The sequence below is a fragment of the Paludibaculum fermentans genome, assembly GCF_015277775.1.
Lineage (GTDB): Bacteria > Acidobacteriota > Terriglobia > Bryobacterales > Bryobacteraceae > Paludibaculum > Paludibaculum fermentans.
Window position 1 is genome coordinate 1232095 of the sequence record NZ_CP063849.1, and the last position, 22532, is coordinate 1254626.

Below are 22532 nucleotides of genomic sequence, written 5' to 3' on the forward strand. Positions count from 1 at the left end.
CGTCAGCCCCTCCTCAGCAGTCCGCTCCGGACGACCCGGAAATCCGCCGTCTGGCCGTTACCGGGAGGCCGGCCCGAAACCAATCCGCTCGCCGGCAACATCCATGTCTCGCCCACCGGCAACGGCTCGGCATTCTGCAACCCAACTGACGCTTCATCCGCCCCCGCATACAAATTCCAGTGCGTGGCATTCTCTTCCGGGAACAGCACCGAAACCAGCAGCGAATGCGGCACGGGCGAACTCACGGCCACAGCCGCGCTGGCCGCACTCTCGCGCCTCTCCGCATCCAGCAACGTCGCCTGCACCCAATAGGTCGCCGCGCCGGTCACCCCTTCGCCAATCTCCGCCGACACCCGCGAGGGCCGCCGCACCGGTTGCGCCGCCATCTGCACCCCGCTCTCGAAATACCGCCGCCGCTGCTCCTCCGCCAGCGCCTCGAAGTGCCGCCACTTCTGCCCGTACCGGTCGTTCAACTGGCTGAAATAGGCATCGCGGTAGACGGCCTCGAGGGTCTTCAACACGTGCCAGCGCTTCAGGCTGACACTGGCCACCACCTGGTCCACGCGACCCGTCTCCTCCCAGTCCAGAAACGCCTCCACCTCTTCCTGAATCTCTCCGGCCGCCAGATCCAACTTGGCCCGCGGATCAAGGCCCTCGCCGTTCGCCACGTCGAGTACGCCCGCATCCTGCGCCTTCAGATCGTCCAGGCGGCTCAAATCGCCGTCTACCAGCAATGCCATGACACTTACTCCTTTTCTGTCTCCGTACCGGTCCGCAGCAGGCCCATCGGATCCGAGATCACCTGTACCTGGATCCGGCTGACGGCCTCCTGTTTTTCGTGCGCCAAACGCCGCGCCGCGAGGTCCGCCACAAACTTGGCGATCTCGTCCTCGTCCGCTTCGCGCGCCTTGCCCTCGACAATCAACTGGCAACCCACCCGGCGCGAAACCTGCGTCAAAACGCCGGCCTTCCCGCCATCCTGGGTCGCCAGGCTCACGATGTAAAAATCCCGGGCCTGGATCTTCTTCTCCAGGTCCTTCACTTTCTTGAAATAGCCCTTCAAATCCATGCCAATTCCTTTCTCTCCGAAGCCAGAACCCTGGCTCGGCCCATCCATCCACCAACCCGAACCCAAGCAACGAACCACGGCCGCAAACCGAACCACGACCCCATTGCGCCGCGTCCGGAAACCGAGCCGCAACCGCAAATTGAGCCGCGACCGTAAGGGAGCGGTGGAGCCCGCAAACGACCCCACCCCAACCCAAAACGAAACACAACCCAGGAAGCCCGGCCCACCCCCACGCAGCGAACCCCGAATGGAAAGGAGCGGGCCACGGCCAATCAAGCGTTTCAACGCAGCGGGCCTCGGATCCGCCCGTCATCGACGGATCCGCGGCACCCCCCCAGTCCCGGAGCGTAAGCGACGGGCTAACCCGGCCCGCAAAGCACAGCCCCGACAGCCAGGACGGCGGACCCCCAAGTCCGCGCGGGGTCCCCTGACCCCGCCCGCGGCCAACCCGGGGAAACCCGCCCGCCTAGCTCCTCACCTGCACGCCATGAGCGTTCCTCAGAACACCCACCCCGTACAGCATGTCCACCGTGAACTGCTGCGCCAAAGTATTCGGCTGGTAGCTCATCGTGATGCGCATGCCCAGGTTGCCCAACTCGGCATACTCAGCAATCGCCCCCGTACCCGGCAGCGGCTTCGGCAGCCGGCGAATCGCCAGGCCCAGCGCATTCTTCGCGAACGCGATGTTATTGGTCGTCGTCGGACCCGTCCCCGTCTTCTTCACGAACTGCGAGCGGAACACATAGAAGTCCTTGATCCGCCCGATGCTGCCGTCGATCAAAGCGCGCAGCCCGGCATCGCCCGACGTCGCATACTCGCTGAACCGCGAAATCTGCCGCAGTTGCGAATACGCATTGCCGTCCACCACCAGGTACTTCTGCTCGCTCGCCGGAACCTTCGCATTGAACAAGGCCGTCTCGGCCGAATCCACCACCGACTCCAGCAGCGCCGTCCCACCCGTACCCAGCGGAGTGTTCGCCGTGAACTGGCTGTACAGGTTCAGCAGGTCGCTCTCCACCTTCTCGGCCAGTGCGATCATCGCCGGCTGCATGTACAACCGGAGCAGATCCGGCACCGCGATCACCTTCGTCACATCCGGAATCTGGAACGTCGCCTCGGCGTGCGTATTGAGCACGATCTGCGCATTCGCCACATCCGGATTCTGGCTCTGCACCGAGCCGCCTTCGGCGATGTTGTTCGCCACCATCGTCGGCGGAATCGGCACGTTCACCGTGTCGCCGGCCTGCGCCAGCGTCGGTTCGAAGTCCCGGTTCACCAGATTGCCCATCACCAGTTGGCCCGACAGGGCCGGCAGGGCGTCCACCGCCACAAGCTTCACAATCGCATTCGCCAGATTGGCTGAAGTAATAGCTGACATTTCTCTTTTCCTCTTTCTCTTTCTTCTGTCTCTCAACCGCGCCGCGTCTCTGCAGACCGCCGCGCTACTCGCCCCGCAGGCTCTGTGCCGCCACCTGCGAGATCTGCTCACGCACGCGCTGCAGCTCGTCCGCGCTCATGCCCGGATGAATCCGCTCCAGCTCCACGCCGTAGCTTCCACCACCCGCTCTCTGCGGGCTCAACGCACCCGAACCGCCGGCAATCCGCGCCGGCAGAAACTCGGGGTTCTCCTGTACGAACGACGTCAGGTGCTCGCGCAATCCGCGCTCACCCTCCGCCGTCTTCGCGATCAGCGCGCCTTCCGCCGTGCGGACAATCTCGTCCTTCACGATCTTGAAAGCCAGGTCGACCTTGGCCACGCCCAGCCGCTGCAACTCCGCGCGGATCTGCGAGCCACGGTCCGTCTCCTCCGCCGCCTGGCGGCTGCGCTTGTTCTCTTCCACCAGTTCGTTCACACGCCGTTCCAGCGACTCCCGCCGGCGGCGCTCTTCCACGAGCTCGTTCTTGTAGGCCGGCTCCGTCTGGCGCCGCTCCACCGTCACGTACTCCTGAATCACTGAACGCACCACGTTCTTCCAGTCCTCACCCTGTGTCTGTGGAGACACCTCGGGCGTCTGGTCTTGCGACTTCTGCTCCATTGCTGTCCTTCCTTGTTTGGTCGCGCGCCTAGGCGGTCGCCTGCGCGTCGATCTCTTGTGCGATGCGGTCCTTCACCTGTTGGCTCGCATCGCAGAGATACTTCATCGCCAGCTTCTTCTGGATCTGCGTCTCCAGGGTCTTCGAGGGAATCCCCAGCGACAACAGCCGCTGCGCATCTTCCAGCTCGCTGCTGAACTCACCGATGTCGAATTCGTCCAAACCCGACACCCCAATCTCGATCTCGTCCTGACGGGCCGCCGCCAGCGTGCGCAGCAGCTTCTTCAGCGTGTCCTTCACCTTGTCGCCGAAGCCGCGCAGTACCTCCTGGGTCACCAGGTAGTCCCTCTGCTTGCTCAGGCCCGTCAACGCCGAGTTCTTCGAGAGCGCGCCGCCGGCCTGGCTCATCATGTAGCAGATCCGGTAGATCTCCTCCTTCAGCCGGTCCGTGTTCTGCAGCGCAATCTCGAATACATGCCCCTCCGGCTCGGTCCAACCAAATCGGTCGTCCTTGCCGAGCTGCACGTAATAGCTCTCCCCCATCGTCTGCTTGAACTCTTTCTCCGAGTAGATCACCGGCATCGAGAACAAGCCCATCGTCAACGCCCAGGCCAGCGCGTTCGACTTGTTGAAGTGCTCCAGCTGCAGCGACGATGCTTTGTTCATCAGCCACATGCCGTCCCCCAACGTGAATTCGAACACCGGTACCTTGCCCAGGCCGGCCAGCCCATGCCGACCCTCGTCCACCTGCACAATCGCCGCCTGGCTGCCGTCCCGGTCGTCCTGCCGGAAAATCGTGAACCGCTCCCGGTCATACCGCACCCACTGCCGCTCAATGTGGCCCACTGCCTCGCCGCCGCTCACCAGCCGCTCGCCCCGCAGCACCACCCACTCATACTCCCCGCTCTCGTCCTTCTGCCAGTGGATCGCGCTCTGCGCCGGATACTGGCTGAAGTAGCCGCGCGACAAGCCCAGCGCGTCCTCCTCCGCCTTCGAGCCCGCCTGCACCCCCAGCCTCGGGAAGTCCAGCACGATGTAACTCCGCCCCATCACCAGGGCCTCAATCACCTGCTTGCGGAAGAAGTCGCTCAACGTCGACCCCTGCCGGTCACAGTCCTCCGCCAGCCCGTTGAAGAACTGCCGCGCCCCCTCATCACGCCCTTCCAGCGTCACCAGCGGTTCCCGCCGGAACAGCGTCGCCGCATACCAGTCGATGATCGAGCCGATGTAGTTCTCATAAAACGCCCGGCTCACTCGCTCCTGGTAAACCTCAGGCGGCTCCTTCTGCCTCGGAATCAGATAGCGGTCCGCGTTCGCCGTGAACTGCTCACCGCCCAGGTAGAGGTCGCGGTACCGCGGCCACACTCTCTTCCACGCCGTGTATTCGGGATGTTCCCGGTTAATATCGAACACTGCCTTTTCTCCCTTACCAAAACAGCCGTCTGTTTCTCTCCCCGACACCGTGTTCCGGCTGGCTGTCCTGCCACAGCAGGTAGCCCACCGCATCGCTCAGGTGCGTCCGCTTCAGGTCGCGAGCCTTGTCGATCTCGCCCGTCCCCTCCAGCCACCGCACCCGCTCGAAATCGAGCATCAGCTCCTTGCACCGCGCATCCACCACCAGCCCCGTCTCTCCGTTCGCCGATCGCAGCTTCGCGTTCACCAAACCCACCCGGTCCCGCACCGGCGGATTCCTCTTCGGAATTCGAAACACCGGTGCGGAACCCCCGTAGTCCTCGAAGAATCCCTGCAGAATCTCCCGGTCCGTCGTCCCCGCTGTCTGCAGGTGCGACGCACAGGCGTCCGCAAAGATCTCCAGCCCCGCCGGCCACTCCGGATACCGCCTGACAAACTCCAGGCACGCATCCCGCGTACTGGCCCGCGGCAGCACGATCTCGTCCAGCACCACCAGCCGCTCCGCCTGCTGCTGCGCCACAATCGAACTCATCGGATTCACGTTGAAGTCCAACGCCCACAGCACCGGCAGCTCCGGATCCCACTCCGCCGCCCCCACGTTCACCTTGCGGTCGAACGCGTGGTACACCAGGCCGTCCTTGGGGCTCACATACTGCCCCAGCACCTCCTGCGCGAAGAAGGCTTCGTCGTAGCTCCGCTTGAGCCGGTCATAAAAATCCGGCACCTGCTTCAACAGGTGCCGGTTCTCATTTGGCTCCGCTTGCACACACTCATACCCGTCTACCGGGTTCTGAATGAATCGTTCGTACACCCAATCGAACCCCTTCGGGGTCCATACCGCGAATCCGCACAGCCTCCTTGCCAGCGGATCTCGCAGGCGCCCTTCCAGCCGGATCCAAGCCTGCTCGGGCGAGTAGGTCAACTCGTCCACCCCGAACCAGGCAAGATTCGTCCCCCGCAGCCGCTCGAAATCATCGAGCGGGCGGAAAATGATCTTCGAACCCGTGTCCTTCAGCGTCAGCTGGTTCTCCGCCTTGTTGAAATCGAACGGCAACCCGTTGTCCCTCAAGACTTCGAACAGCGACGTTTGCGTCGCGTCCCGCAGCATCGGGTACGTCGGAGCCCCAATCAGCCCCGCCCGCCCCGGATTCAGATACGCCAGTTTGATCGCTTCATTGCACAGCGCCTGGCTCTTTCCTGACCCAATCGGGCCTGAAAATCCTTTAAATCGCGCCGCCGAGTCGTGAAAACGCAACTGCGACGGCAGAGGCTCGTATTGGATTTCGCGGCGGATCTTCATTTGTCCTTCCGCTCCACCCACTCCACCTTCACTGAACTCGGCTTCTCCGGCTCCACACTCTCCCTGAGCTGGATCAGCTTGAAAGCATCGTTCACTGAGAACGACATGCTCTCGTCTTCCACCTGCTCGGCAAACTGGACCAGCATCCGGTCCATCAGTTGCCGCATCTGCTTCGCCCGGAACCTTCGCTTCCGCGGCGTCTTCTGCGCCTCTTCCACTGGTTTCACCGCGACGGGGGCCACAGCCTCCGCCACCGGTTCGCCCGCTTTCAGGAAGCGCCCGTTCTTTGCCCGCCCAACCGTTCTCTGTTCCATCAGCCTTTCTCCGTGCGAGTTGCCTCGACGCAGAAATCCTACAGCACCCTAACCGGCGATTTTGAAGGGAATTCTCCTAAGTGATTGAAAACAAGCGTGCGATATTTTGCGAAATCCGGAACAGATTCTCGGGCGGGCTCCAAAAAGGCCGACTTCCGCCGTTTGTTCGCCTGTTTTAAAGGGGATTTACCCGAACTGGTAGGTCGCTTCGGACAGCTTCAGGCCCCGAATTTCGATCTGCTTCAGGTCCGCCGTCCCCAAACCCAGCCCTTCGGCCAGCAGCAGCATGTTGTCGCAGTTCTTGAACGGACCCGTGCCCTTCGGCGACCGTGGATCGTACCCCATCGCCGCCGTCCCCACCGTGTCCGTCGTCACGGCGTTCGTCCCCAGAATCAGCAGCCCCGGGTTCACGACCTTCAACCCGCGGATCCACGGTCCTTCGCCGCCGCTTACCGTCTCGATCCCGTCGATAAACGCGATGTCGATCGGCCGCGCCGCATTCAGCTCCGCCACAATCCTGGGCATGCGATGACCCGGAACCCGGCTCGACTTCACATCCAGTTCGCCTGCCGCCGCCGTCGCCGGCTGCCGCTTACCCTCGTGACACACGCTCACCCGGCCATTGCCCGGCTTCTCGTTGGGCTCGTCCTTGCCCGCGTCATCGCCATAGATCGACGCCGGAGTGATGCCGAACATGTTCTTCATCGCCAGCGTCACGCCGCACGTCTCGTGGTTCTTCAGCTTGGCCATCGAGACCATGACGTCGGTCTCTTCATAGGCCATGTTCAGGTCATAACTGGGGAAGATCAGCCCCCCGCCCGGCACCTTGAACCGCGCATACTTCCTGGCCGACCCCAGGGCATTCGTGTTCTCGAAAACCACATTCTGCGCGGCCGACTTCAGCGTCCGCACATTCCAGCCCGACTCCAGCAGGTACTCTTCCAACGGCCCCGACGACGCCCAGGCGCTCTCCACAAACCGGATCCGCTTCGCCCCGGCCCGTCCCAGCAGATGCGTCATCGCGCCCGCGGTCTTGGGGTGAGTGTAGTGCGTGACGCCCAACGGCCGGCCCTGGAACCGCAGGCCCGGGCTCCCGGTCAGGTTCAGCTTGATGGTGACGGTCTTGCCCTTCACCAGCCGTTCCAGTCCGCCCAACTGGTCGAACATCGTCCCCATGGTGGAGACCAGGTCTTCGTCGTAACTACGGCAGCGCGCCAGCGCAACCGGAGCAGTGGGAGGGGCGGCCTGCAAAGTGCCTGCGGCGGCCGTGCCCAGAACGGCGAGCAGTTCACGTCGGGTCATTGACCCTATTGTAAAGCTTTGCCGTTCACCTGGACGTTGGTCAGCTTCAGGCCCTCGACATGCTCCAGCGTGTCCGGCTTCGCCGCGCTCTCGAAGACGGAATCCTTCACCGTCAGGTCCTTGATCGGGGCATTGGCGTACCCCCGCAGGTACAGCACCGACCGCATTTTCTTCACCGTCAGCTTCTCGACGTGAATCCCCCGGATCACCGGTGGGAACTGGCCCTTGTCGCCCTCTTCGTACGTCAGGTCGACGTCGATGGCACCCCCCGCCACCTGGCCCACAGTGACATTCCGCAGGTAGATGTCTTCGATGAAGCCGCCGCGCACGGAGTTCGTCTTCAACCGCAGGACCCGGTCCAGATGGGGACTATCCATGCGGCAGTCCTCGATGAAGACATTCCGGCACCCGCCCGAGATCTCGCTGCCGATCGTCACTCCGCCGTGGCCGTCCTTCATGTCGCAATTCCGCACGATGATGTTCTCGCTGGGCACGTTGATCCGCCGCCCATCCCGGTTGCGGCCCGACTTGATCGCGATACAGTCGTCGCCCGTGTCGAACTGGCAGTTCTCGATCAACACGTCCGAGCAGCTCTCTGGATCGCAGCCGTCGTTGTTCGGACCATGGCTGTTGATCTTCACCCCGCGGACGATCACGTTCCTGCAGTGCAGCGGGTGGATCTCCCACATCGGCGACCCGATGATGGTCACGCCCTCGATCAGGACGTTCTGGCACTCGAACGGATGGATGAAGTTCGGGCGAAGATTCGAACCCTCGCCAAAGACCCGGTCCTTGGCGGGCACGTCCCGCTCCGCCATCTCGGCCAGGGCCAGCCTGGCCCTGTTCTGGTTGGGACCACCGCCGTTGCCCCGCGTGCCCTTCCACATCCACCAGTGCTGGGCGTCGGCCTGCCCGTCCAGCGTGCCTTCCCCTGTCACGGCGACGTTCTTCTGGCCGCGAGCGTAGATGAGGGGCGAGTAGTTCATGCACTCCAGCCCCTCCCAGCGCGTCAAGACCAGGGGCAGGTACTTCTTCGGATCCGTGTCGAACTTCAATGTCGCGCCCTTGGCCACGTACAGGTTCACGTTGCTCTTCAGGTGCACCGGCCCGGTCAGCCATTCCCCTGCCGGCACCACTACCCGTCCACCCCCAGCCTGGGCGCAGGCCTCGACCGCCTGGCTGACCGAGTTCCCATACTTCGTGATGACAAAGTCCTTTTTTGGAAACACCGGAGCCTTGATCCTGGCCAGGATCTGGTCGCGCAGCGCCCAGCCCTTGGCATCAGCGGAAAACAGCGGCAGCGCAGCCAGCGCGGCGGAAAAGCGGCGGCGGGTTACAGACATATCAGTCAGATCATACTGAAATCAAAGCGCCGCGGCGAGCGTGGCCCGCAATTCATCGGGCGTCAGCACAATCGGGTTCGCCTTCATGCTGCTCGCCTTGGCCGCCTTGTCGCAGACATCATCGACCTCAGCCGCTGACAGGCCATACGAGCCCAGCCCGGGAATCCGCAAGTCCTTGGTCAACGCCAACAGCCACGGCACGAGGTCGTCGGCCTTGGCTTGGTCGCCAATCAGGATCCGCGCAGCCTCGTCATAGCGAGCCAGGGCAGGACTATCGGCTTGCCTTGCACGCAGGGCGGCCAGATTCGTCGCAGTGCAATGCGGCAGCAGCGCGGCGCAGACAGCGCCATGCGGGGCAAGGAACATCCCCCCAATCGGAGCCGCGAAGCCATGCACCGCGCCCAGCCCGGAATTGGCCAGGCACAGCCCGCCCAGGACACTGGCATAGGCCATGGACGTACGGGCCTCCAGGTCCTTGCCATTGTCGTGGGCCCGTCTGAGTGCAGTAGCCTGGCGCAGTCCATCCCGAGCCCAGGCGTCGGTCATCGGATTCGCCCGGATCGACGTCAACGGTTCCAGCAACTGCGTCAAAGCGTCCAGGCCGGTGCTCGCCGTGACGCCGGCAGGCAAGTCCAGCGTCAACTCGGGATCGACCACAGCCAAGGTGGGCAGCATATGCGGACTGCGCAGGCTCGCCTTCACACGATGAGCCGGCGACGCCAGCACGGCATTCCGAGTCACTTCGCTGCCCGTCCCCGCTGTCGTGGGGACAGCGATAAACGGAGCCGAGGGATTGGGCAGGGCCTTGCCCTTGCCAACGACCTCCAGGTAGTCAAGGAGTTCGCCAGGATTGGCCATCAGTGCGGCAATGGCTTTGCCCGCGTCAATGGAACTGCCCCCGCCGCAGGCGATCACGAAATTGCATCGATCCCGTTTTGCTGCAGCGACCCCCGCCGAGACAACCTCCAGCGTCGGTTCCCCATCAATCGGGAAATGCGCGGCGCCAACGCCCACCGCGTGCAGTTCCACCACCAACCGGGCCGCATGGCGCGGGGTGCGGCCGCTGACGAGCAGCGCACGCGCACCCATCGCTTTCGCGGCCGGCGCTACCTCGCGCAGTGCCCCCGCACCGAAGACGATGCGGCGGGGCGTGGCAATGTCAAAGCGCATAGCCGTCATCGCCAGGGAAGCAGTTGGCGTACTTCACACTGGATCTCGGTTCGGCCATCATGTCGGCAACGGCATCCCGCCAGGTGGCGTAATGGGCCGTTTCCTTGTGAGCGGCCGCGGCCGCGGTGTCGCGATAGACCTCGACCAGCACGAAACGCGTCGGGTCATCCAGTTGCCGCAGGACATCGAATCGCGCGATGCCCGGCTCCTGGACGCTGTTCCTCGCATTCTCGAGACTGGCCTGGTGGAAGGCGTCAACGCACTCGGCCTTGACGTGGACATGCACATGAACGATGAACATTGCCTTCATTATGCCGCTTACGGCTGCCGGATGAGCCACACCTCCGCCACCTGCGTCCCCCGGCCGTTTCCAGGCAGGCCGGGCGTCTTCTCCCACCTCAGCCGCAGCGAACCGCTGGCCGTGGCCTGCTTCGGAATCTCGAACTCCACCGGTTCGGTGACGTTCTCGATCTTGCGGAACGGATGCAGCTCGAAACTGCCGTTGGCCGTCAACCGCAGGATGCGGCTGGACGACACTTCGCCGCCATAGATGATGCGTACCTTGTAGCTGGCCGTAGGGTCCAGGTGTGGGTAGAGCATCTCCATGGGACCGTCGTACATCACCTCGGCATGGCTCATCGTGGAGATGCGCCAGTCGACACCCGGAGCGGAAGTCCGGGCAAAGGCGTTGCGCGGTGACAGCAGGCTGCCAGGGTCTTCTTCGTAGGTCTTGGGCCGGACCAGGTGGGACTGGGCGGCCGGGTTGCCCAGGTCGTCGTAATAGCCGCCCGGACCCGGGTCCGTCCACTGCACGATTTCGCGCAGCGCGTTGCGGCGGCTGGGTTCGTCCGGCAGCGAGCGAATCGCGGCGAAGCGTTTGTCGAGCCAGTTGCGATTGTTGAAAGGCGTGTCGATGTTGTCGAGCGTGGCGCCGCGGTCGCGGCCGATCGCCTTGTAGCGCTCCACACTCAACTGCATCCGTACAGACTGATACAGCGCCTCGGCCAGTTCGAAGACCCGCTGGCGCAGGGGGGACACCTGGCCCGGTTCGTGCAGGATCCGCGAAGCAGCGTCCATCGCGGCGAGCGACCCGCTGCGCGAAGCGTCGCGCAAGGCGTTCATGGCCGACTCTTCGGTAGCCGTCTCGGCGAGCCAGCGGCGGCGGTTCAGGGCATCGTAGTACGCCCGGTAGAGCGCCTGCTGGAAGCGCCAGTTCAGCAGATCGGCCGGCGAGGCCTGCCGCTCCAGCGATTGAAACAGGTTGAAGGTGGGCTCGACGCTGGTGCTCGTCGCCAGCGCGCCCTGCCAGTTGCGTTCCAGCCCCTGCAGGCCTTCCGCGAAGGATTCGTCGAAGCGGGCGTCAATGAAGTAGCGCGCATACTCGCGCAGGGCCGTCGTCAGGTCGACGTCTGGGTTCCAGCCCATCTCGCTCCACAGGATCTTGTTGACGTCGTCGTTGCAGCCCTCCGAATAAGTCAGGAAGCCGATCGTCGACGGCTGCTGATCGCGGAAGATGGCCCGCATCTCGGTGGGCCTGGGGTTGATGCCTTCGCGAGCATGCGTGAACGCCTCGGGCGCGTCCCAGTTGGGCACGGCAAACTGGCACTGCACGCTGTGCGTGATGTCCGGATAGTTGCGGATGCCATAGCGCGCCGGAACGCGGCGGCGCAGTTCCTGAATGGAGACGCGTACCTGCGGCCCGTGCACGATGCCGGTGAGCCACGCGGGCTGCTTGTCGAGGATCGAGTAGAACTCGTCCATCCACTTCTGGTCGAAGCCCTGCGGCGAGACCCACATCTGGGCCTTGGGGTGGTACTTGCGGAGGCTGGCGGCCTGCTTCTCCAGCAGCGCCATCAGGGCGTCGGGCTTCGTGTGGCCGGGATCGCCGCCAGGCACCATCACGGCGTCAATACGGGGCAGCTTCTTGAAGACTTCAGCCCACTCGTCGATCGCCTTGGTCACCGTTGCCGGATCGTTGTAGTCGCGATCCATGGCCGGATACCACACCCAGACATCCATGCCGTACGAGTCGAGGATCCTCGACATCTCGACCATCATGGGCATCTGGGGGATGGGGAAGTGCGGGCTGTCGGAGTCGTCGTCGGAGCGCGGCGGAATCAGTTCGACGGCGTTCGTGCCGAAGATGGCGAGGTCCCGGATGTACTGGTCCCACATGGCCGCGGTCCAGGCGTCGTAGCTGTTGGTCTTGGGGCGGTAGCCCAACTGGTGGCCGCGCAGTTTGTATTTGGGCGCGGTAGTGATCTGAAAGCCATCGGGCAGGATGACGGAGTCGCGATACATGCGCAGTTCGCGCAGCAGGCGGCCGGCGCCGAAGAGCGTGCCGCGTTCATCATTGCCCAGGATCTCGATAGAGGCACCCGAAGTGCGGATAGTGAAGCCGTCAGCCGGACCACCGGCTGGATTGCGCCGCAGCGTGATGGAAGGCCGGCCGGTTGTGGGCGCGGCCACGATGGGCCATTGGAGGCGCGAGCGTTTGGCGACCTCCTCGACCAGGACCTGGGCGGCTTTCTTCTCGACAGGCGAGAGGGCGGATGGCGCAACAACAACGGCCTGGGAGAGATCGGCCGCTGTAAGCGTAGAGACAGTAAGAGCCAGAAGGGCGATGCGTTGGATCATGGGCTCCAATCATCATATGCAACGGCGGGGGCGGATGATGGTGGAGGCACGCATCGCGATCCTCAGGTTCGGGTGGCAGGACTACAGAAGCTGGAAAGTGACGACGATCTGGGCTTCGACGGGAATGGGGCGGCCGTTCTTGAGGCCGGGCCGGAAGCGCCACTTGCGGACCGCCTCCATCGCCTTCTCGTCGAGACCCATGCCCAGCGGGCGAACGACCTTCACATCCACCGTGCGGCCCACTTCGTCGACGATGATCGCCAGACGCACGGCGCCCTGGAACTTGGCTTTGCGCGCCTCTTCCGAGTACTCGGGTTCGACGCGGAAGATTGGCACGGGCGCACTGACTCCGCCTGTGCCGACGCGGGCAACGGTGCCGCCGAAGGGGTCGGGCCCCGGGCCGTAGCCGGGGCCGTGGGAGGGACCGACTCCGTTGTGGTCGCCGTCGCCGATGCCGCCGTACCTGCCTCGGCCATCGGAGGGGATGGTGGCTTTGCTGAACGGGTCGCCGAAGTTGGGTAGGACGATCTTAGGCAGCTCGGCGTCGGGCGCGGCAAGAATGGTGGCTTCCATCAACAGGCGCGGAGCCGGGTTGTTGTGTTCGGCTGAAGGCGGCACGAACTGGCGCGGTGCGGCTCGTGCCAGGCGGCCCACGCTGGCCGGAAGAGTGGAGCCCGCGCCGCCACCACCGCCAGCGAGGGTGTCGTGCTGGGGTGTGCGCGGCATCAGGTCCGGAGGCCAGTAGGGCGCGACCACGGGGACGAAGCTTTTCACGGCCTGCTGCATCTGGCGGCTGCTGCCGACAGTGAAGAGCAACGCGACGACGCCGACGTGCAAGGCGATGGAGAGCAGTTGCGAGGGGCCGCGCAGAGGATCGCGCGAGTGGAGTTCGGCCACCTGCACAGGCCGCGCGGTGACGGCCAGCGGAGGTAGCATCGCGGGGCAGAAGAGTTCCCTGCAGGACTCTCCGAAGCGCTGGTACCAGGGCTCCGGAGTGATATGGGCCGGCGAAAAGGATGTGGCGGAGTGGCGTTGATTCGAGGTCGGATCAGGGTCGGGCAAACGAGTGGCGGGCTGCTCGGGCATGCGGGACGGCGGTCCTTTCCGGCCACGCACTCCCTGCGCCAAGAGAGCGTCGGCTTCGAGTGGATGGACGCATGCCAAGGCACCCGGTTTCACGAAAGTGAACGTTGGTCCCGATACATTTCTCCTTGACATGATTTGAAATGGACTCCACAATCATCGAAGTTTCACACTTTTTTGGGGATTTCCCCTTGATTCACGGAGGTAGTGTAGTGCCTGGTCCAGATCCTAAAATTCTCAAGCCCAAAGTGGTTGCGCTACAGCGCGACACGGCTGCTCTTCTGAAGCTCCTGGGAGGCGACGGGGAAGACCGCCTGCGCTTCTGGGAGATCATTAAGGGCATTACGACGCCGGTACAGTTGGAGATGGCAAGCCACCAACTCGACGTCATGCAGAACATGCTCAAGCAAGTAGCCGCCAGCACCAAGGCCCTGGAAAAAGCGTCCAAGCCCGCAGCCAGAGCCGCCAAGGGTGGCGCGTAGAGACACTGTCTCCAACCGGCGGGCGAACCCTGGGGCTCGCCCGCCCCGGTTGGGCCGAACCAACATCTTTATCCTCGGACCTCCGACTGCAAGTGCAGTGGCCGTGTGCCTTCGCAGGGCCTTCGGCTCCGGTGTTGCCTATGGCGCCGAATGGCCGGATGCTGCGCCGCCAAAGCTGGTTGTGTGCCTGCGCGGCTGCGAGCAGCTAGCCTCACGGGCCGCGGCAGCGGGTGTCGTGTGCCTGGGCGCCGACTTTCGGAATGCGGAAGCGTTCCTTGGCCCGGTGGCAATTCCCGGCCGCGCTGGATGCCCGGCCTGCGCACAGGCCCGGTTGTATGCGGCTTCGCAGCAGGATCCGGTGGACGACGACGTGGAAGAGTCCGTGGCCGTGGCCGCGCCTGAATTGATCCGCGCCATCCGTTTGATTCTGCGCAAGGGCCCGCAAGCTTCGCCCCTCCTCGATCACATCCTGGCCATCGACACGAGAGCGTACACTTCGTCCCTGCATCGGGTGGTGCCGCTGCCGGTATGCGCGATGTGCGGAGGCGCTTCCGTGCATCCACGCTCCGCCTCGCGAAACAGCGGCGGCGACGTGATGCAGCAACTCTCAGGGGTGCTCGATTTCCGCACAGGAATTGTTTCCCGGCTGGTGATTGAGAGTCCCGCCGAGTTGGGGGTCAGCATGCCGATTGTCGCGACGGCCGCTCCGCCGCACGTGCTCAGTGCGGATGGAACCTTGCGCCAACTGCCCATCGGCTGGGGCAAAGGACTGGACTTGCCGGGCGCCATCTTCTCGGCGGTGGGCGAGGCAGTGGAACGCTATGCTCCTTCGATTCCGGAGCCCTGGTGCATTGTCTATGCCGCCGCTCAGGACTTGCCGGGTGACTGCCTGGATGGGCATCCGCTGTATTCGGACGAACAGTACACACGGCCCGGCTTTGCCTACGTGCGCTTCTCGAAAGAAGCCAAACAGCCCTGGGTCGCGGGCGAGTGGCTGGATACGCGGGAGCCTGTGTGGATCCCGGCAATTTCCGCGTACCTCGCCATGACGGTGACCGCGGAGCAGTTCCTTTGCCAGGGAACCTCGAACGGCCTGGCCTCGCATCCGGACCGCGAGGAGGCCGCGCTGCGAGCCGTGATGGAACTGGTGGAGCGCGACGCGTTCCTCGCCTGCTGGCTGACAGGCACGCCCGGCACCCGCATCGAATTGGATGCTGCGCTGGAGCCTGCTCTGGCAGAGGTGATCGAGGCGGTGCGGAGGCTGGGTGCGCAGGTGGAACTGTATCTCCTGGAGACCGCCGCCTGCGGGACCGCCGTGATGTGTCTCGCCCTGGGCGATGGATTGGAATACCCGGGCGCCACCATCTCTCTGGGTGCGGACCTGGATCCGGCGGGCGCCCTGCGGCAGGCGATTCTTGAGCTGGGGCAGACCGGTCCGCATCTGCGGAAGATGATGCGGGGGGGCGCCCTGGCGGTGCCGGCGAGACCGGAAGAGGTCCACGAGATGATGGACCACGCGGCCTGGTATTTTGATGCGGGCCGGTCTGGCGTGTTTGACCGGATGCGGGCCGGCGGTGCGATTCCGTTGCGGACTGTGCTGGAGCGGCGCTGCGAACGTTCGCTGGCCTCCTGCAGCGCGGAATTGGCGCGGGCCGGCGTGCGTGTGGCGCTGGTGGATGTCACGTCATCAGACATTGCGACGACGGGTTTGACAGTGATGCGGGCGGTCAGCATGGATCTGCAGCCACTCTGGTACGGCTACGGAATGGAGCGGAGCGTAGTGCCCCGGATCCAGCGGATGGGACTGCGCACGGACCTGCCCGCCGTACATCCCATCTGGTGATCGGTAGGGCAAAGATGCTGGAGATTCGCGGCTCCGGGGTAAGCTCAAGTAGTGAGAACGTGGAAGCTTTTTATTGAGTACGACGGCACGCAATACCGCGGCTGGGCGGAGCAGACGAATGCTCCCAAGACGGTGATGGGCGAGTTGCGCAAGGCGGCCGAGGAACTGTTTGCCGGGCCCGTGGAACTGATGGGGTCGGGCCGGACCGACGCCGGAGTGCATGCGGCCGAGCAGGTGGCGCATCTACGGGCGAATCCGAAGCGCGCCGTGTCGCCGGAACTGTTGGCCCGGAAACTGAACGAGGCCCTGCCCGCCGACATCGCCATCATTGCGGCGAAGGAGGCTCCGCCGAAGTTTCATGCGCGGCACGACGCGGTCTCGCGCAGCTATGTCTACCAGATCTCGAGGCGCAAGACGGCGTTCTCGAAGAAGTACGTCTGGTGGATCAAGGAGCCGTTGGACATCGAGCAGATGAAGGCGGCGGCGGCGTTGATTCCGGGGCGGCACGACTTTGCGCGGTTCCGGGCGAAGGATCCTTCGAAGCCGGGGGAGTCGAGCATCGTGGTGGTGGAGTCGGCCACGATCGAGGAACAGGACGACCTGATTCTGTTTCACATCGAGGCCTCGCACTTCCTGTGGAAGATGGTGAGAAGGCTTGCAGGAACCCTGGTGAAAGTGGGCAAGAGCGAAGTGACGGTGGCGCAGTTTCAGGACCTGATCGAAGCACGCGGGCCGCAGTTGGATGTCGCGGCATGGACAGCGCCGGCATCCGGTCTTTTCCTGGAGAAGATACGCTACCCGCAGGTGTGATATTTTCGGATGCGGTAGTCCCCGGAGCCTAATTCATGCGGAATGTACTGACCTCGTCTGTCTCACTAGTTTTACTTGTAAGCGCTTGCCTCGCGGCCGACCGGCCCGAGTGGGATAACCCCGCCATCTACAAGATCGGCGAGGAGAAGCCTCACACCACGATGATGGTGTATCCGACGGCCGATCTGGCCCGGACAGGCCAGATGGCGCAATCGCCGTGGTTCCAGTCGTTGAACGGCACCTGGAAGTTCGATGGCGTGCTGCGGCCCGCTGATCGTCCGCTGGATTTCTTCCGGACGGACTTCAACGACTCGGCCTGGCGCACGATGCCCGTGCCGGCGAACTGGCAATTGCACGGCTTCGACATTCCCATCTACACCAACCTAATCTACCCGTTCCCGCAGGATCCGAAGAAGATGCCGACGCCGCCCAAGGACTTTAATCCCGTGGGCAGCTACCGGCGCACGTTCAACGTCTCGCCGGCCTGGAAGGGCCGCGAGGTGTACCTGCACTTCGCCGGAGTCGACTCCGCCTTCTATGTGTGGGTGAACGGCGTGATGGTGGGCTACAACGAGGACAGCCGCACGCCGGCCGAGTTCAACATCACGAAGCACCTGAAGCCGGGCTCGAACGTGCTGGCGGTGCAGGTCTACCGTTTCGGCGACGGCGCCTACCTGGAAGACCAGGACATGTGGCGGCTGAGCGGCATCTACCGCGAGGTCTACCTGTGGTCGACGGCGCCGAGCCATGTGCGCGACTACGAAGTGCAGTCGCCGATGGACGGGTCGTTGAAGGTGAAGGCCGAGATCCTGAATCCGGAGAAGTGCACGCTGCAGGCGGACCTGTACGACGCGGCCGGGGCCGCTGTCGGCAAGGCGCAGGCGCCGTGCTCGGCCAATGCGGAACTGGCGCTGCAGGTGAACGCTCCGAAGCTGTGGTCGGCTGAGTCTCCGTACCTCTATAAGATGCTGCTGACGCTGAAGAGTGCGTCGGGCGCGGTGATCGAAGTGATCCCGCAACGAGTGGGCTTCCGCACGATCAAGATTGAGGGCGGCCGGTTGAAGGTGAACGGCCAGGTGATCCTCATCAAGGGCACGAACCGCCACGAGCATTCGCCGGAGACGGGCAAGGTGGTGGACCGGGCGCTGATGATCAAAGACATCGAGATGATGAAGCAGTACAACATCAACGCGGTGAGGACCTCGCACTACCCGAATCACCCCGACTGGTATGAGCTCTGCGACGAGTACGGCATCTATGTGATGGACGAGGCGAACATCGAGTGCCACCACTATGGCAACGACGGTCCGGGGAATCTGTTGACCGAATCGCCGGAGTGGACGGGCGCTTACCTGGATCGCGTGCAGCGCATGATCGAGCGCGACAAGAATCATCCGTCGATCTTCTCGTGGTCGATGGGCAATGAGAGCGGCGACGGGCTGAACGCGAAGGTGACATATGAATGGGCGAAGCAGCGAGATCCGTCGCGGCCCTGGCATTACGAGGGTTCGACGTCGCACGGCGGGTCGAATGCGGACATCAACTCCTTCATGTATCCGACGCCTGAGCGCGTGAAGGCGGCCGCGGCCAAGCGCCCCGACATGCCGCTGATCCTGTGCGAATACACGCACGCGATGGGCAACTCGAATGGCGGGTTGAAAGAGTATTGGGACATCTTCTACAGCGGCACGAATGCGCAGGGCGCGTTTGTGTGGGATTGGGTGGACCAGGGCCTGTGGGTGCCGACCCCGCAGGAGTACAAGCAGAACTGGCCGTCATCGCGCTTCCTGGCCTATGGCGGCTGGTGGGAAGACAAGACGGGCATCCGCAACGACAACAACTTCAACAACAATGGGCTGGTGTCGGCGGACCGCAAGGCGCATCCGGGCCTGTCGGCGATCAAGTATGTCTACCGCAACCTGCACACGTCGGCGGTGGACCTGGTGGACGGCCGGATCAAGGTGAAGAACTGGTTCAACTTCACGAACGCGCAGGACATCGCGGAGGCGACGTGGACCGTGTCGACGGCGAGCGGCGCGGTGCTGGCGTCGGGCCGGATCGCGGACCTGAACATTGCTCCGGGGGCGGAGCGCGAGTACGCCCTGGTGATCCCGAAGTTGAAGGCCGGGCCGGGCAACGAGTACTGGCTGAATGTCAGCTACAAGCTCAAGAGCGACCAGTCGTGGGCGAAGCGCGGGCACGAGATCTCGTACGATCAATTCCCGCTGCCGGGCAATGAAGACCGCAAGCCGGCCGATTTCACGAAGGCTCCGGCCTTGACGGTGACGGAGGAAGGCGAGTGGGTGGCGCTGAAGGGCGGCAGCTTCTCGATGATGTTCAGCAAGAAGGAAGGCGTGATCACGTCCTATAAGTACAAGGGCGTGTCGCTGCTGGACCGCGGGCCGCGTGTCGACTTCTGGCGCGCCGAAACGGACAACGACGTGGGCGGGCGGAAGGCCCTGGGCAAGCGCCCGGTGGAGTCGGATACCAAGGTCTGGCGCGACGCCGGGACGTGGTGGGATGTGCAGTCGGCGCAGGTCGACAAAGTGGATGACCGCACGGCGAAGATCACAGTGAAGGCCGAGCCGGCCAATGCGGGCGGGGCGGTGGTGACGATGACCTACACGGTGCATGGCAGCGGCGATGTGATCGTGGAGACGTCGTATCAGCCGGGCTCGCAGAAGCGGGCGATGATGGAGCGGTTTGGTACGGAACTGGTGGTGTCGCCGGGTTTGGAGAATCTGTCGTGGTACGGACGCGGTCCGGCCGAGACGTATATTGACCGGCCGTTCGAGCGTGTGGGGCTCTACAAGAGCACTGTGGCGAAGGAGTGGGTGGACTACTCGCGTCCGCAGGAGAACGGCAACAAGACCGACGTGCGCTGGGTGGCGCTGACGAACGCCCAGGGTGTCGGGTTGCTGGCTGTGGGGGCTCCGCAATTGGGCGTGGGCGCCAAACACTTCACGAAGGACGACCTGGAGCGGGCGGCGTATACGTTCATGATGCAGCCGCATCCGCAGGTCTTCCTGAACCTGGATTGGAAGCAGATGGGGGTGGGCGGCATCGATAGCTGGTCTCCGAATGCGCTGCCGATGCAGCCCTATCGCATCCCGTCCGATCAGTCATACTCATATCGATACAGACTGTCGCCGGTGGAAGGCGACTTCAGCGGCAAGACGCTGGAATCGTTCTGAACCGCTGCATTGGAGGCAAGATGCACTCGAAAATACTCACGCTGATGGTTGCAGTGACGGTGCTCGCCGGCTGCAAGAAAGTGGAACAAGGAGGGGTAGGGGCCGTGACAACGCAGGAATTTGGCAAGACGGAGAAGGGTGAAGTGGTGAACCTCTACACCCTGAGAAACAGGAACGGCGTCGAGATCGCCATCATCAACTACGGCGCGCGGGTGGTCACCTTGAAGACGCCCGATGCCCGGGGCCGGCTGGCGGACATCGCGCTCGGCTTCGACAGCCTGAAGGGCTATGAGGGCCCGAATCCCTACTTCGGCGCGATTGTGGGCCGCTACGGCAACCGCATCGCGAAGGGCAAGTTCACGCTGGACGGCAAGGAATACACGCTGGCCAAGAACAACGGCGAGAACAGCCTGCACGGCGGGCTGGTGGGCTTCGACCGTGTGATCTGGAGCGGGAAGACGGAAGAGTCGAACGGCGTCCAGAAGGCCATTTTCAGCTACACCAGCAAGGATGGCGAGGAAGGCTATCCGGGTACGCTGAATGTCACGGTCACCTATTCGCTGGGCAACAATGACGACGTGCAGATCGATTACCATGCGACGACGGACAAGGCGACGGTGTTGAACGTCACGAATCACACCTACTTCAATCTGGCCGGGCAGGGCAATGGCGACATCCTGAATCAGGTGATGCAGCTCAACGCGGACCGGTTCACTCCGGTGGACGCGGGTCTGATTCCCACCGGCGAGCTGAAGGATGTCACCGGTACGCCGTTTGATTTCCGCAAGCCGACAGTGATCGGGTCGCGCATAGGCGACAAGGACGAGCAGTTGACGCTTGGCAAGGGCTACGACCACAACTACGTGCTGAACCGTTCAGGCAGCGGGTTGGTGATGGCGGCCAAGGCCGTGGATCCGCCATCGGGCCGGGCGCTGGAAGTGTGGACGACCGAACCGGCCGTGCAGTTCTACACCGGCAACTTCCTGGATGGCACGGTGGTGGGCAAGAACGCGAACAACTACGCGCAGCGTACTGGCTTCTGCCTGGAGACGCAGCACTATCCGGATTCGCCGAACCATCCGGACTTCCCGACGACGGTGTTGAAGCCAGGGGAAGAGTACAAGACGACCACGGTTTGGAAGCTGCGGTTTGTGGACCCCGCGAAGTAAACAGAACCCTGCTGAAGAAAGTGGAAAGGGCTGCCCGTGTGGCGGCCCTTTTCATGTGTAACAGACAATTGTACGCCCGAAGTGCCTGATAGCGGCCGAATTGGCGGTTTTGAGGCACGCGGCGGCCGGGAACGCAAAACAAGTCCTTTGTTTTGAAGTGGGGCAGATGGCCAGCGAACTGCACTTAGGAAGGCTGGAGTCTCTCCATGCAAAAACACATATTCATGACGCAAAGCGACTATGAGCGGCTCAGCAGCATGCTCGCCGATCATGCGGCCGGCCGCCAGGACTTGAAGTTACTCGAAGAGGAACTGGACCGCGCCGATATCGTCGATGTGCGCGAGCTGCCGGCGGATGTCGTCACTATGCATTCCGTGGTGAGACTGCGCGACCTCGATTCCGGGGAACAGAAGACTTACCGGCTGGTCTATCCCAGTGAAGCGGGCCGGGGCGAGTCGTCCCTGTCCGTGCTGGCGCCCATTGGCACCGCGTTGTTGGGCTATCGGAGCGGAGACACGATCGAGTGGACCGTGCCACGGGGCGTGAAGCGCCTGCAGGTGCTGGAGGTCTTGTATCAGCCCGAGGCGGCGGGGGCTCCGCCGGTCTGAGATGGAATCGAGCGGCGCGGCCAGTGAAAGGGGCTGCGCCGCTCTCCGGGCCTTGTGGGGCAATGAAAGCCGGGCAATGAAAAAGGCTACTGTGCAGTAGCCCGGAATTCGCCAAGTTGTGTGGTACGCCCGAGAGGATTCGAACCTCTGACCTTTTGCTCCGGAGGTAGGCCGCCTCCTCTAGTAGGCACTGTTGAATCCATAAGTAACAGAAAGCAAAAGGACAATAAGAGGACAAAACGAAGGTCCTCGGAGGTCATTGGAGCACGATCTTTGATCCCATTTTGTCCAGGCCGATGAAACGGCTGTCGCCGCATTCCGGTGTAGAGGATAGAAGTTCAAACGTCTGAGTGGCCGGCCGTCGCCATACGATCCAACAGGGCGTGACGATTTCCTTGGCGAAGGTGGTCGTCGTCCGACGAAAGACGTGCCGGGAGAGATGGACTCCCACTTTCAATCCGACCGGCTTCAGAAACCGACGGGCGATGTTGTGCTCGTGATCCGCCCACTGCACTCATCCGATTCGGTGACCGCGCCGCCGAAGCTCTCTTCCAAACCGGCGAGGACACGCCGGTCCATCGGGTCGATCCTGGCAACCACCCCGACCTCCATGACTTCAAGCTGCTGCTTGGTGTCGTTGTAGATGAACGAAGTCTGCTACGCCAGGCTGGTAGTTCGAGGGAGCTGAACGAATCATCGATCTCGAACGCACACCGGATGGTTATGTTGCCAGGCGTTGCCTCTTCTCCCGTTCCGAAGTG

The 22532-nt window shown here is 63.4% G+C and carries 20 protein-coding genes; 6 read left to right on the forward strand and 14 right to left on the reverse strand.

The annotated features are described in order from the left end of the window. Positions 1 to 2 precede the first annotated feature (2 nt). From IRI77_RS04950 to IRI77_RS05010, 13 genes are all read right to left on the reverse strand, one after another. Positions 3 to 740, reverse strand: coding sequence for a hypothetical protein (locus IRI77_RS04950; protein ID WP_194450970.1), 738 nt, complete (start codon positions 738 to 740; stop codon positions 3 to 5). Positions 741 to 745: 5 nt separating this feature from the next. Continuing rightward, a complete protein-coding gene (locus IRI77_RS04955; protein ID WP_194450971.1) occupies positions 746 to 1069 on the reverse strand; it encodes a hypothetical protein in 324 nt (107 codons plus the stop codon). A gap of 466 nt (positions 1070 to 1535) precedes the next feature. After that, the gene (locus IRI77_RS04960) at positions 1536 to 2447 is read right to left on the reverse strand and encodes a P22 phage major capsid protein family protein (protein ID WP_194450972.1); all 912 of its coding nucleotides are present in this window, start codon (positions 2445 to 2447) and stop codon (positions 1536 to 1538) included. Positions 2448 to 2511: 64 nt separating this feature from the next. After that, a complete protein-coding gene (locus IRI77_RS04965) occupies positions 2512 to 3105 on the reverse strand; it encodes a hypothetical protein (RefSeq protein ID WP_194450973.1) in 594 nt (197 codons plus the stop codon). Between the two features lie 28 nt (positions 3106 to 3133). Then, positions 3134 to 4516: a hypothetical protein gene (locus tag IRI77_RS04970; RefSeq protein ID WP_194450974.1), complete on the reverse strand. Its 1383-nt coding sequence runs from the start codon at positions 4514 to 4516 to the stop codon at positions 3134 to 3136. A 13-nt stretch (positions 4517 to 4529) separates the two neighbouring features. Then, positions 4530 to 5816 carry a terminase large subunit domain-containing protein gene (locus IRI77_RS04975; protein WP_194450975.1) on the reverse strand — a complete coding sequence of 429 codons (1287 nt, stop codon included), beginning with the start codon at positions 5814 to 5816 and terminating at the stop codon, positions 4530 to 4532. Next, the gene (locus tag IRI77_RS04980; protein WP_194450976.1) at positions 5813 to 6130 is read right to left on the reverse strand and encodes a hypothetical protein; all 318 of its coding nucleotides are present in this window, start codon (positions 6128 to 6130) and stop codon (positions 5813 to 5815) included. The genes IRI77_RS04975 and IRI77_RS04980 overlap by 4 nt, the downstream gene beginning before the upstream one ends. A gap of 186 nt (positions 6131 to 6316) precedes the next feature. Next, the gene (locus IRI77_RS04985) at positions 6317 to 7432 is read right to left on the reverse strand and encodes a DUF362 domain-containing protein (RefSeq protein ID WP_194450977.1); all 1116 of its coding nucleotides are present in this window, start codon (positions 7430 to 7432) and stop codon (positions 6317 to 6319) included. Positions 7433 to 7437: 5 nt separating this feature from the next. After that, positions 7438 to 8775, reverse strand: coding sequence for a glycoside hydrolase family 28 protein (locus IRI77_RS04990; protein ID WP_194450978.1), 1338 nt, complete (start codon positions 8773 to 8775; stop codon positions 7438 to 7440). 21 nt (positions 8776 to 8796) lie between these two features. Beyond that, the gene (locus tag IRI77_RS04995; protein WP_228486604.1) at positions 8797 to 9945 is read right to left on the reverse strand and encodes an iron-containing alcohol dehydrogenase; all 1149 of its coding nucleotides are present in this window, start codon (positions 9943 to 9945) and stop codon (positions 8797 to 8799) included. Beyond that, complete coding sequence (locus IRI77_RS05000; protein ID WP_228486605.1) at positions 9935 to 10246, reverse strand: putative quinol monooxygenase; 312 nt, start codon at positions 10244 to 10246, stop codon at positions 9935 to 9937. The genes IRI77_RS04995 and IRI77_RS05000 overlap by 11 nt, the downstream gene beginning before the upstream one ends. Before the next feature lie 17 nt (positions 10247 to 10263). Then, positions 10264 to 12582: a hypothetical protein gene (locus tag IRI77_RS05005; protein WP_194450980.1), complete on the reverse strand. Its 2319-nt coding sequence runs from the start codon at positions 12580 to 12582 to the stop codon at positions 10264 to 10266. An 81-nt stretch (positions 12583 to 12663) separates the two neighbouring features. Further along, positions 12664 to 13518 carry an energy transducer TonB gene (locus IRI77_RS05010; protein WP_194450981.1) on the reverse strand — a complete coding sequence of 285 codons (855 nt, stop codon included), beginning with the start codon at positions 13516 to 13518 and terminating at the stop codon, positions 12664 to 12666. Between the two features lie 290 nt (positions 13519 to 13808). Here IRI77_RS05010 and IRI77_RS05015 point away from each other — a divergent pair, with 290 nt between their 5' ends. From IRI77_RS05015 to rnk, 6 genes are all read left to right on the forward strand, one after another. Then, complete coding sequence (locus IRI77_RS05015) at positions 13809 to 14147, forward strand: hypothetical protein (protein WP_194450982.1); 339 nt, start codon at positions 13809 to 13811, stop codon at positions 14145 to 14147. Between the two features lie 103 nt (positions 14148 to 14250). Beyond that, positions 14251 to 15990 (forward strand): TOMM precursor leader peptide-binding protein, encoded by a 1740-nt coding sequence (locus tag IRI77_RS05020; RefSeq protein ID WP_194450983.1) that lies wholly within the window; start codon positions 14251 to 14253, stop codon positions 15988 to 15990. 51 nt (positions 15991 to 16041) lie between these two features. Continuing rightward, on the forward strand, positions 16042 to 16800 hold the full coding sequence (gene truA / locus IRI77_RS05025; protein WP_194450984.1) for a tRNA pseudouridine(38-40) synthase TruA: 759 nt from the start codon (positions 16042 to 16044) through the stop codon (positions 16798 to 16800). 35 nt (positions 16801 to 16835) lie between these two features. Next, positions 16836 to 19994: a glycoside hydrolase family 2 TIM barrel-domain containing protein gene (locus IRI77_RS05030; protein WP_194450985.1), complete on the forward strand. Its 3159-nt coding sequence runs from the start codon at positions 16836 to 16838 to the stop codon at positions 19992 to 19994. 20 nt (positions 19995 to 20014) lie between these two features. Next, positions 20015 to 21163: an aldose epimerase family protein gene (locus IRI77_RS05035; protein WP_194450986.1), complete on the forward strand. Its 1149-nt coding sequence runs from the start codon at positions 20015 to 20017 to the stop codon at positions 21161 to 21163. Positions 21164 to 21369: 206 nt separating this feature from the next. Continuing rightward, a complete protein-coding gene (rnk, locus tag IRI77_RS05040) occupies positions 21370 to 21771 on the forward strand; it encodes a nucleoside diphosphate kinase regulator (protein WP_194450987.1) in 402 nt (133 codons plus the stop codon). Between the two features lie 468 nt (positions 21772 to 22239). On the opposite strand, the gene IRI77_RS38305 is transcribed toward rnk, so the two are convergent. Next, complete coding sequence (locus tag IRI77_RS38305) at positions 22240 to 22371, reverse strand: hypothetical protein (RefSeq protein WP_267239371.1); 132 nt, start codon at positions 22369 to 22371, stop codon at positions 22240 to 22242. Positions 22372 to 22532: the final 161 nt, after the last annotated feature.

Excerpts from the sequence above, each read along its gene's own strand:
- IRI77_RS05015 (WP_194450982.1), top strand. The coding sequence starts at position 13,809 with ATGGACTCCACAATCATCGAAGTTTCACACTTTTTTGGGGATTTCCCC.
- IRI77_RS05035 (WP_194450986.1), top strand. The coding sequence starts at position 20,015 with ATGCACTCGAAAATACTCACGCTGATGGTTGCAGTGACGGTGCTCGCC.
- IRI77_RS05000 (WP_228486605.1), bottom strand. The coding sequence starts at position 10,246 with ATGTTCATCGTTCATGTGCATGTCCACGTCAAGGCCGAGTGCGTTGAC.
- IRI77_RS05005 (WP_194450980.1), bottom strand. The coding sequence starts at position 12,582 with ATGATCCAACGCATCGCCCTTCTGGCTCTTACTGTCTCTACGCTTACA.
- IRI77_RS05030 (WP_194450985.1), top strand. The coding sequence starts at position 16,836 with ATGCGGAATGTACTGACCTCGTCTGTCTCACTAGTTTTACTTGTAAGC.
- IRI77_RS04980 (WP_194450976.1), bottom strand. The coding sequence starts at position 6,130 with ATGGAACAGAGAACGGTTGGGCGGGCAAAGAACGGGCGCTTCCTGAAA.
- IRI77_RS04965 (WP_194450973.1), bottom strand. The coding sequence starts at position 3,105 with ATGGAGCAGAAGTCGCAAGACCAGACGCCCGAGGTGTCTCCACAGACA.
- rnk (WP_194450987.1), top strand. The coding sequence starts at position 21,370 with ATGCAAAAACACATATTCATGACGCAAAGCGACTATGAGCGGCTCAGC.
- IRI77_RS04985 (WP_194450977.1), bottom strand. The coding sequence starts at position 7,432 with ATGACCCGACGTGAACTGCTCGCCGTTCTGGGCACGGCCGCCGCAGGC.
- IRI77_RS04995 (WP_228486604.1), bottom strand. The coding sequence starts at position 9,945 with ATGCGCTTTGACATTGCCACGCCCCGCCGCATCGTCTTCGGTGCGGGG.
- IRI77_RS04950 (WP_194450970.1), bottom strand. The coding sequence starts at position 740 with ATGGCATTGCTGGTAGACGGCGATTTGAGCCGCCTGGACGATCTGAAG.
- IRI77_RS04955 (WP_194450971.1), bottom strand. The coding sequence starts at position 1,069 with ATGGATTTGAAGGGCTATTTCAAGAAAGTGAAGGACCTGGAGAAGAAG.
- IRI77_RS04960 (WP_194450972.1), bottom strand. The coding sequence starts at position 2,447 with ATGTCAGCTATTACTTCAGCCAATCTGGCGAATGCGATTGTGAAGCTT.
- IRI77_RS04975 (WP_194450975.1), bottom strand. The coding sequence starts at position 5,816 with ATGAAGATCCGCCGCGAAATCCAATACGAGCCTCTGCCGTCGCAGTTG.
- IRI77_RS04990 (WP_194450978.1), bottom strand. The coding sequence starts at position 8,775 with ATGTCTGTAACCCGCCGCCGCTTTTCCGCCGCGCTGGCTGCGCTGCCG.
- IRI77_RS05010 (WP_194450981.1), bottom strand. The coding sequence starts at position 13,518 with ATGCTACCTCCGCTGGCCGTCACCGCGCGGCCTGTGCAGGTGGCCGAA.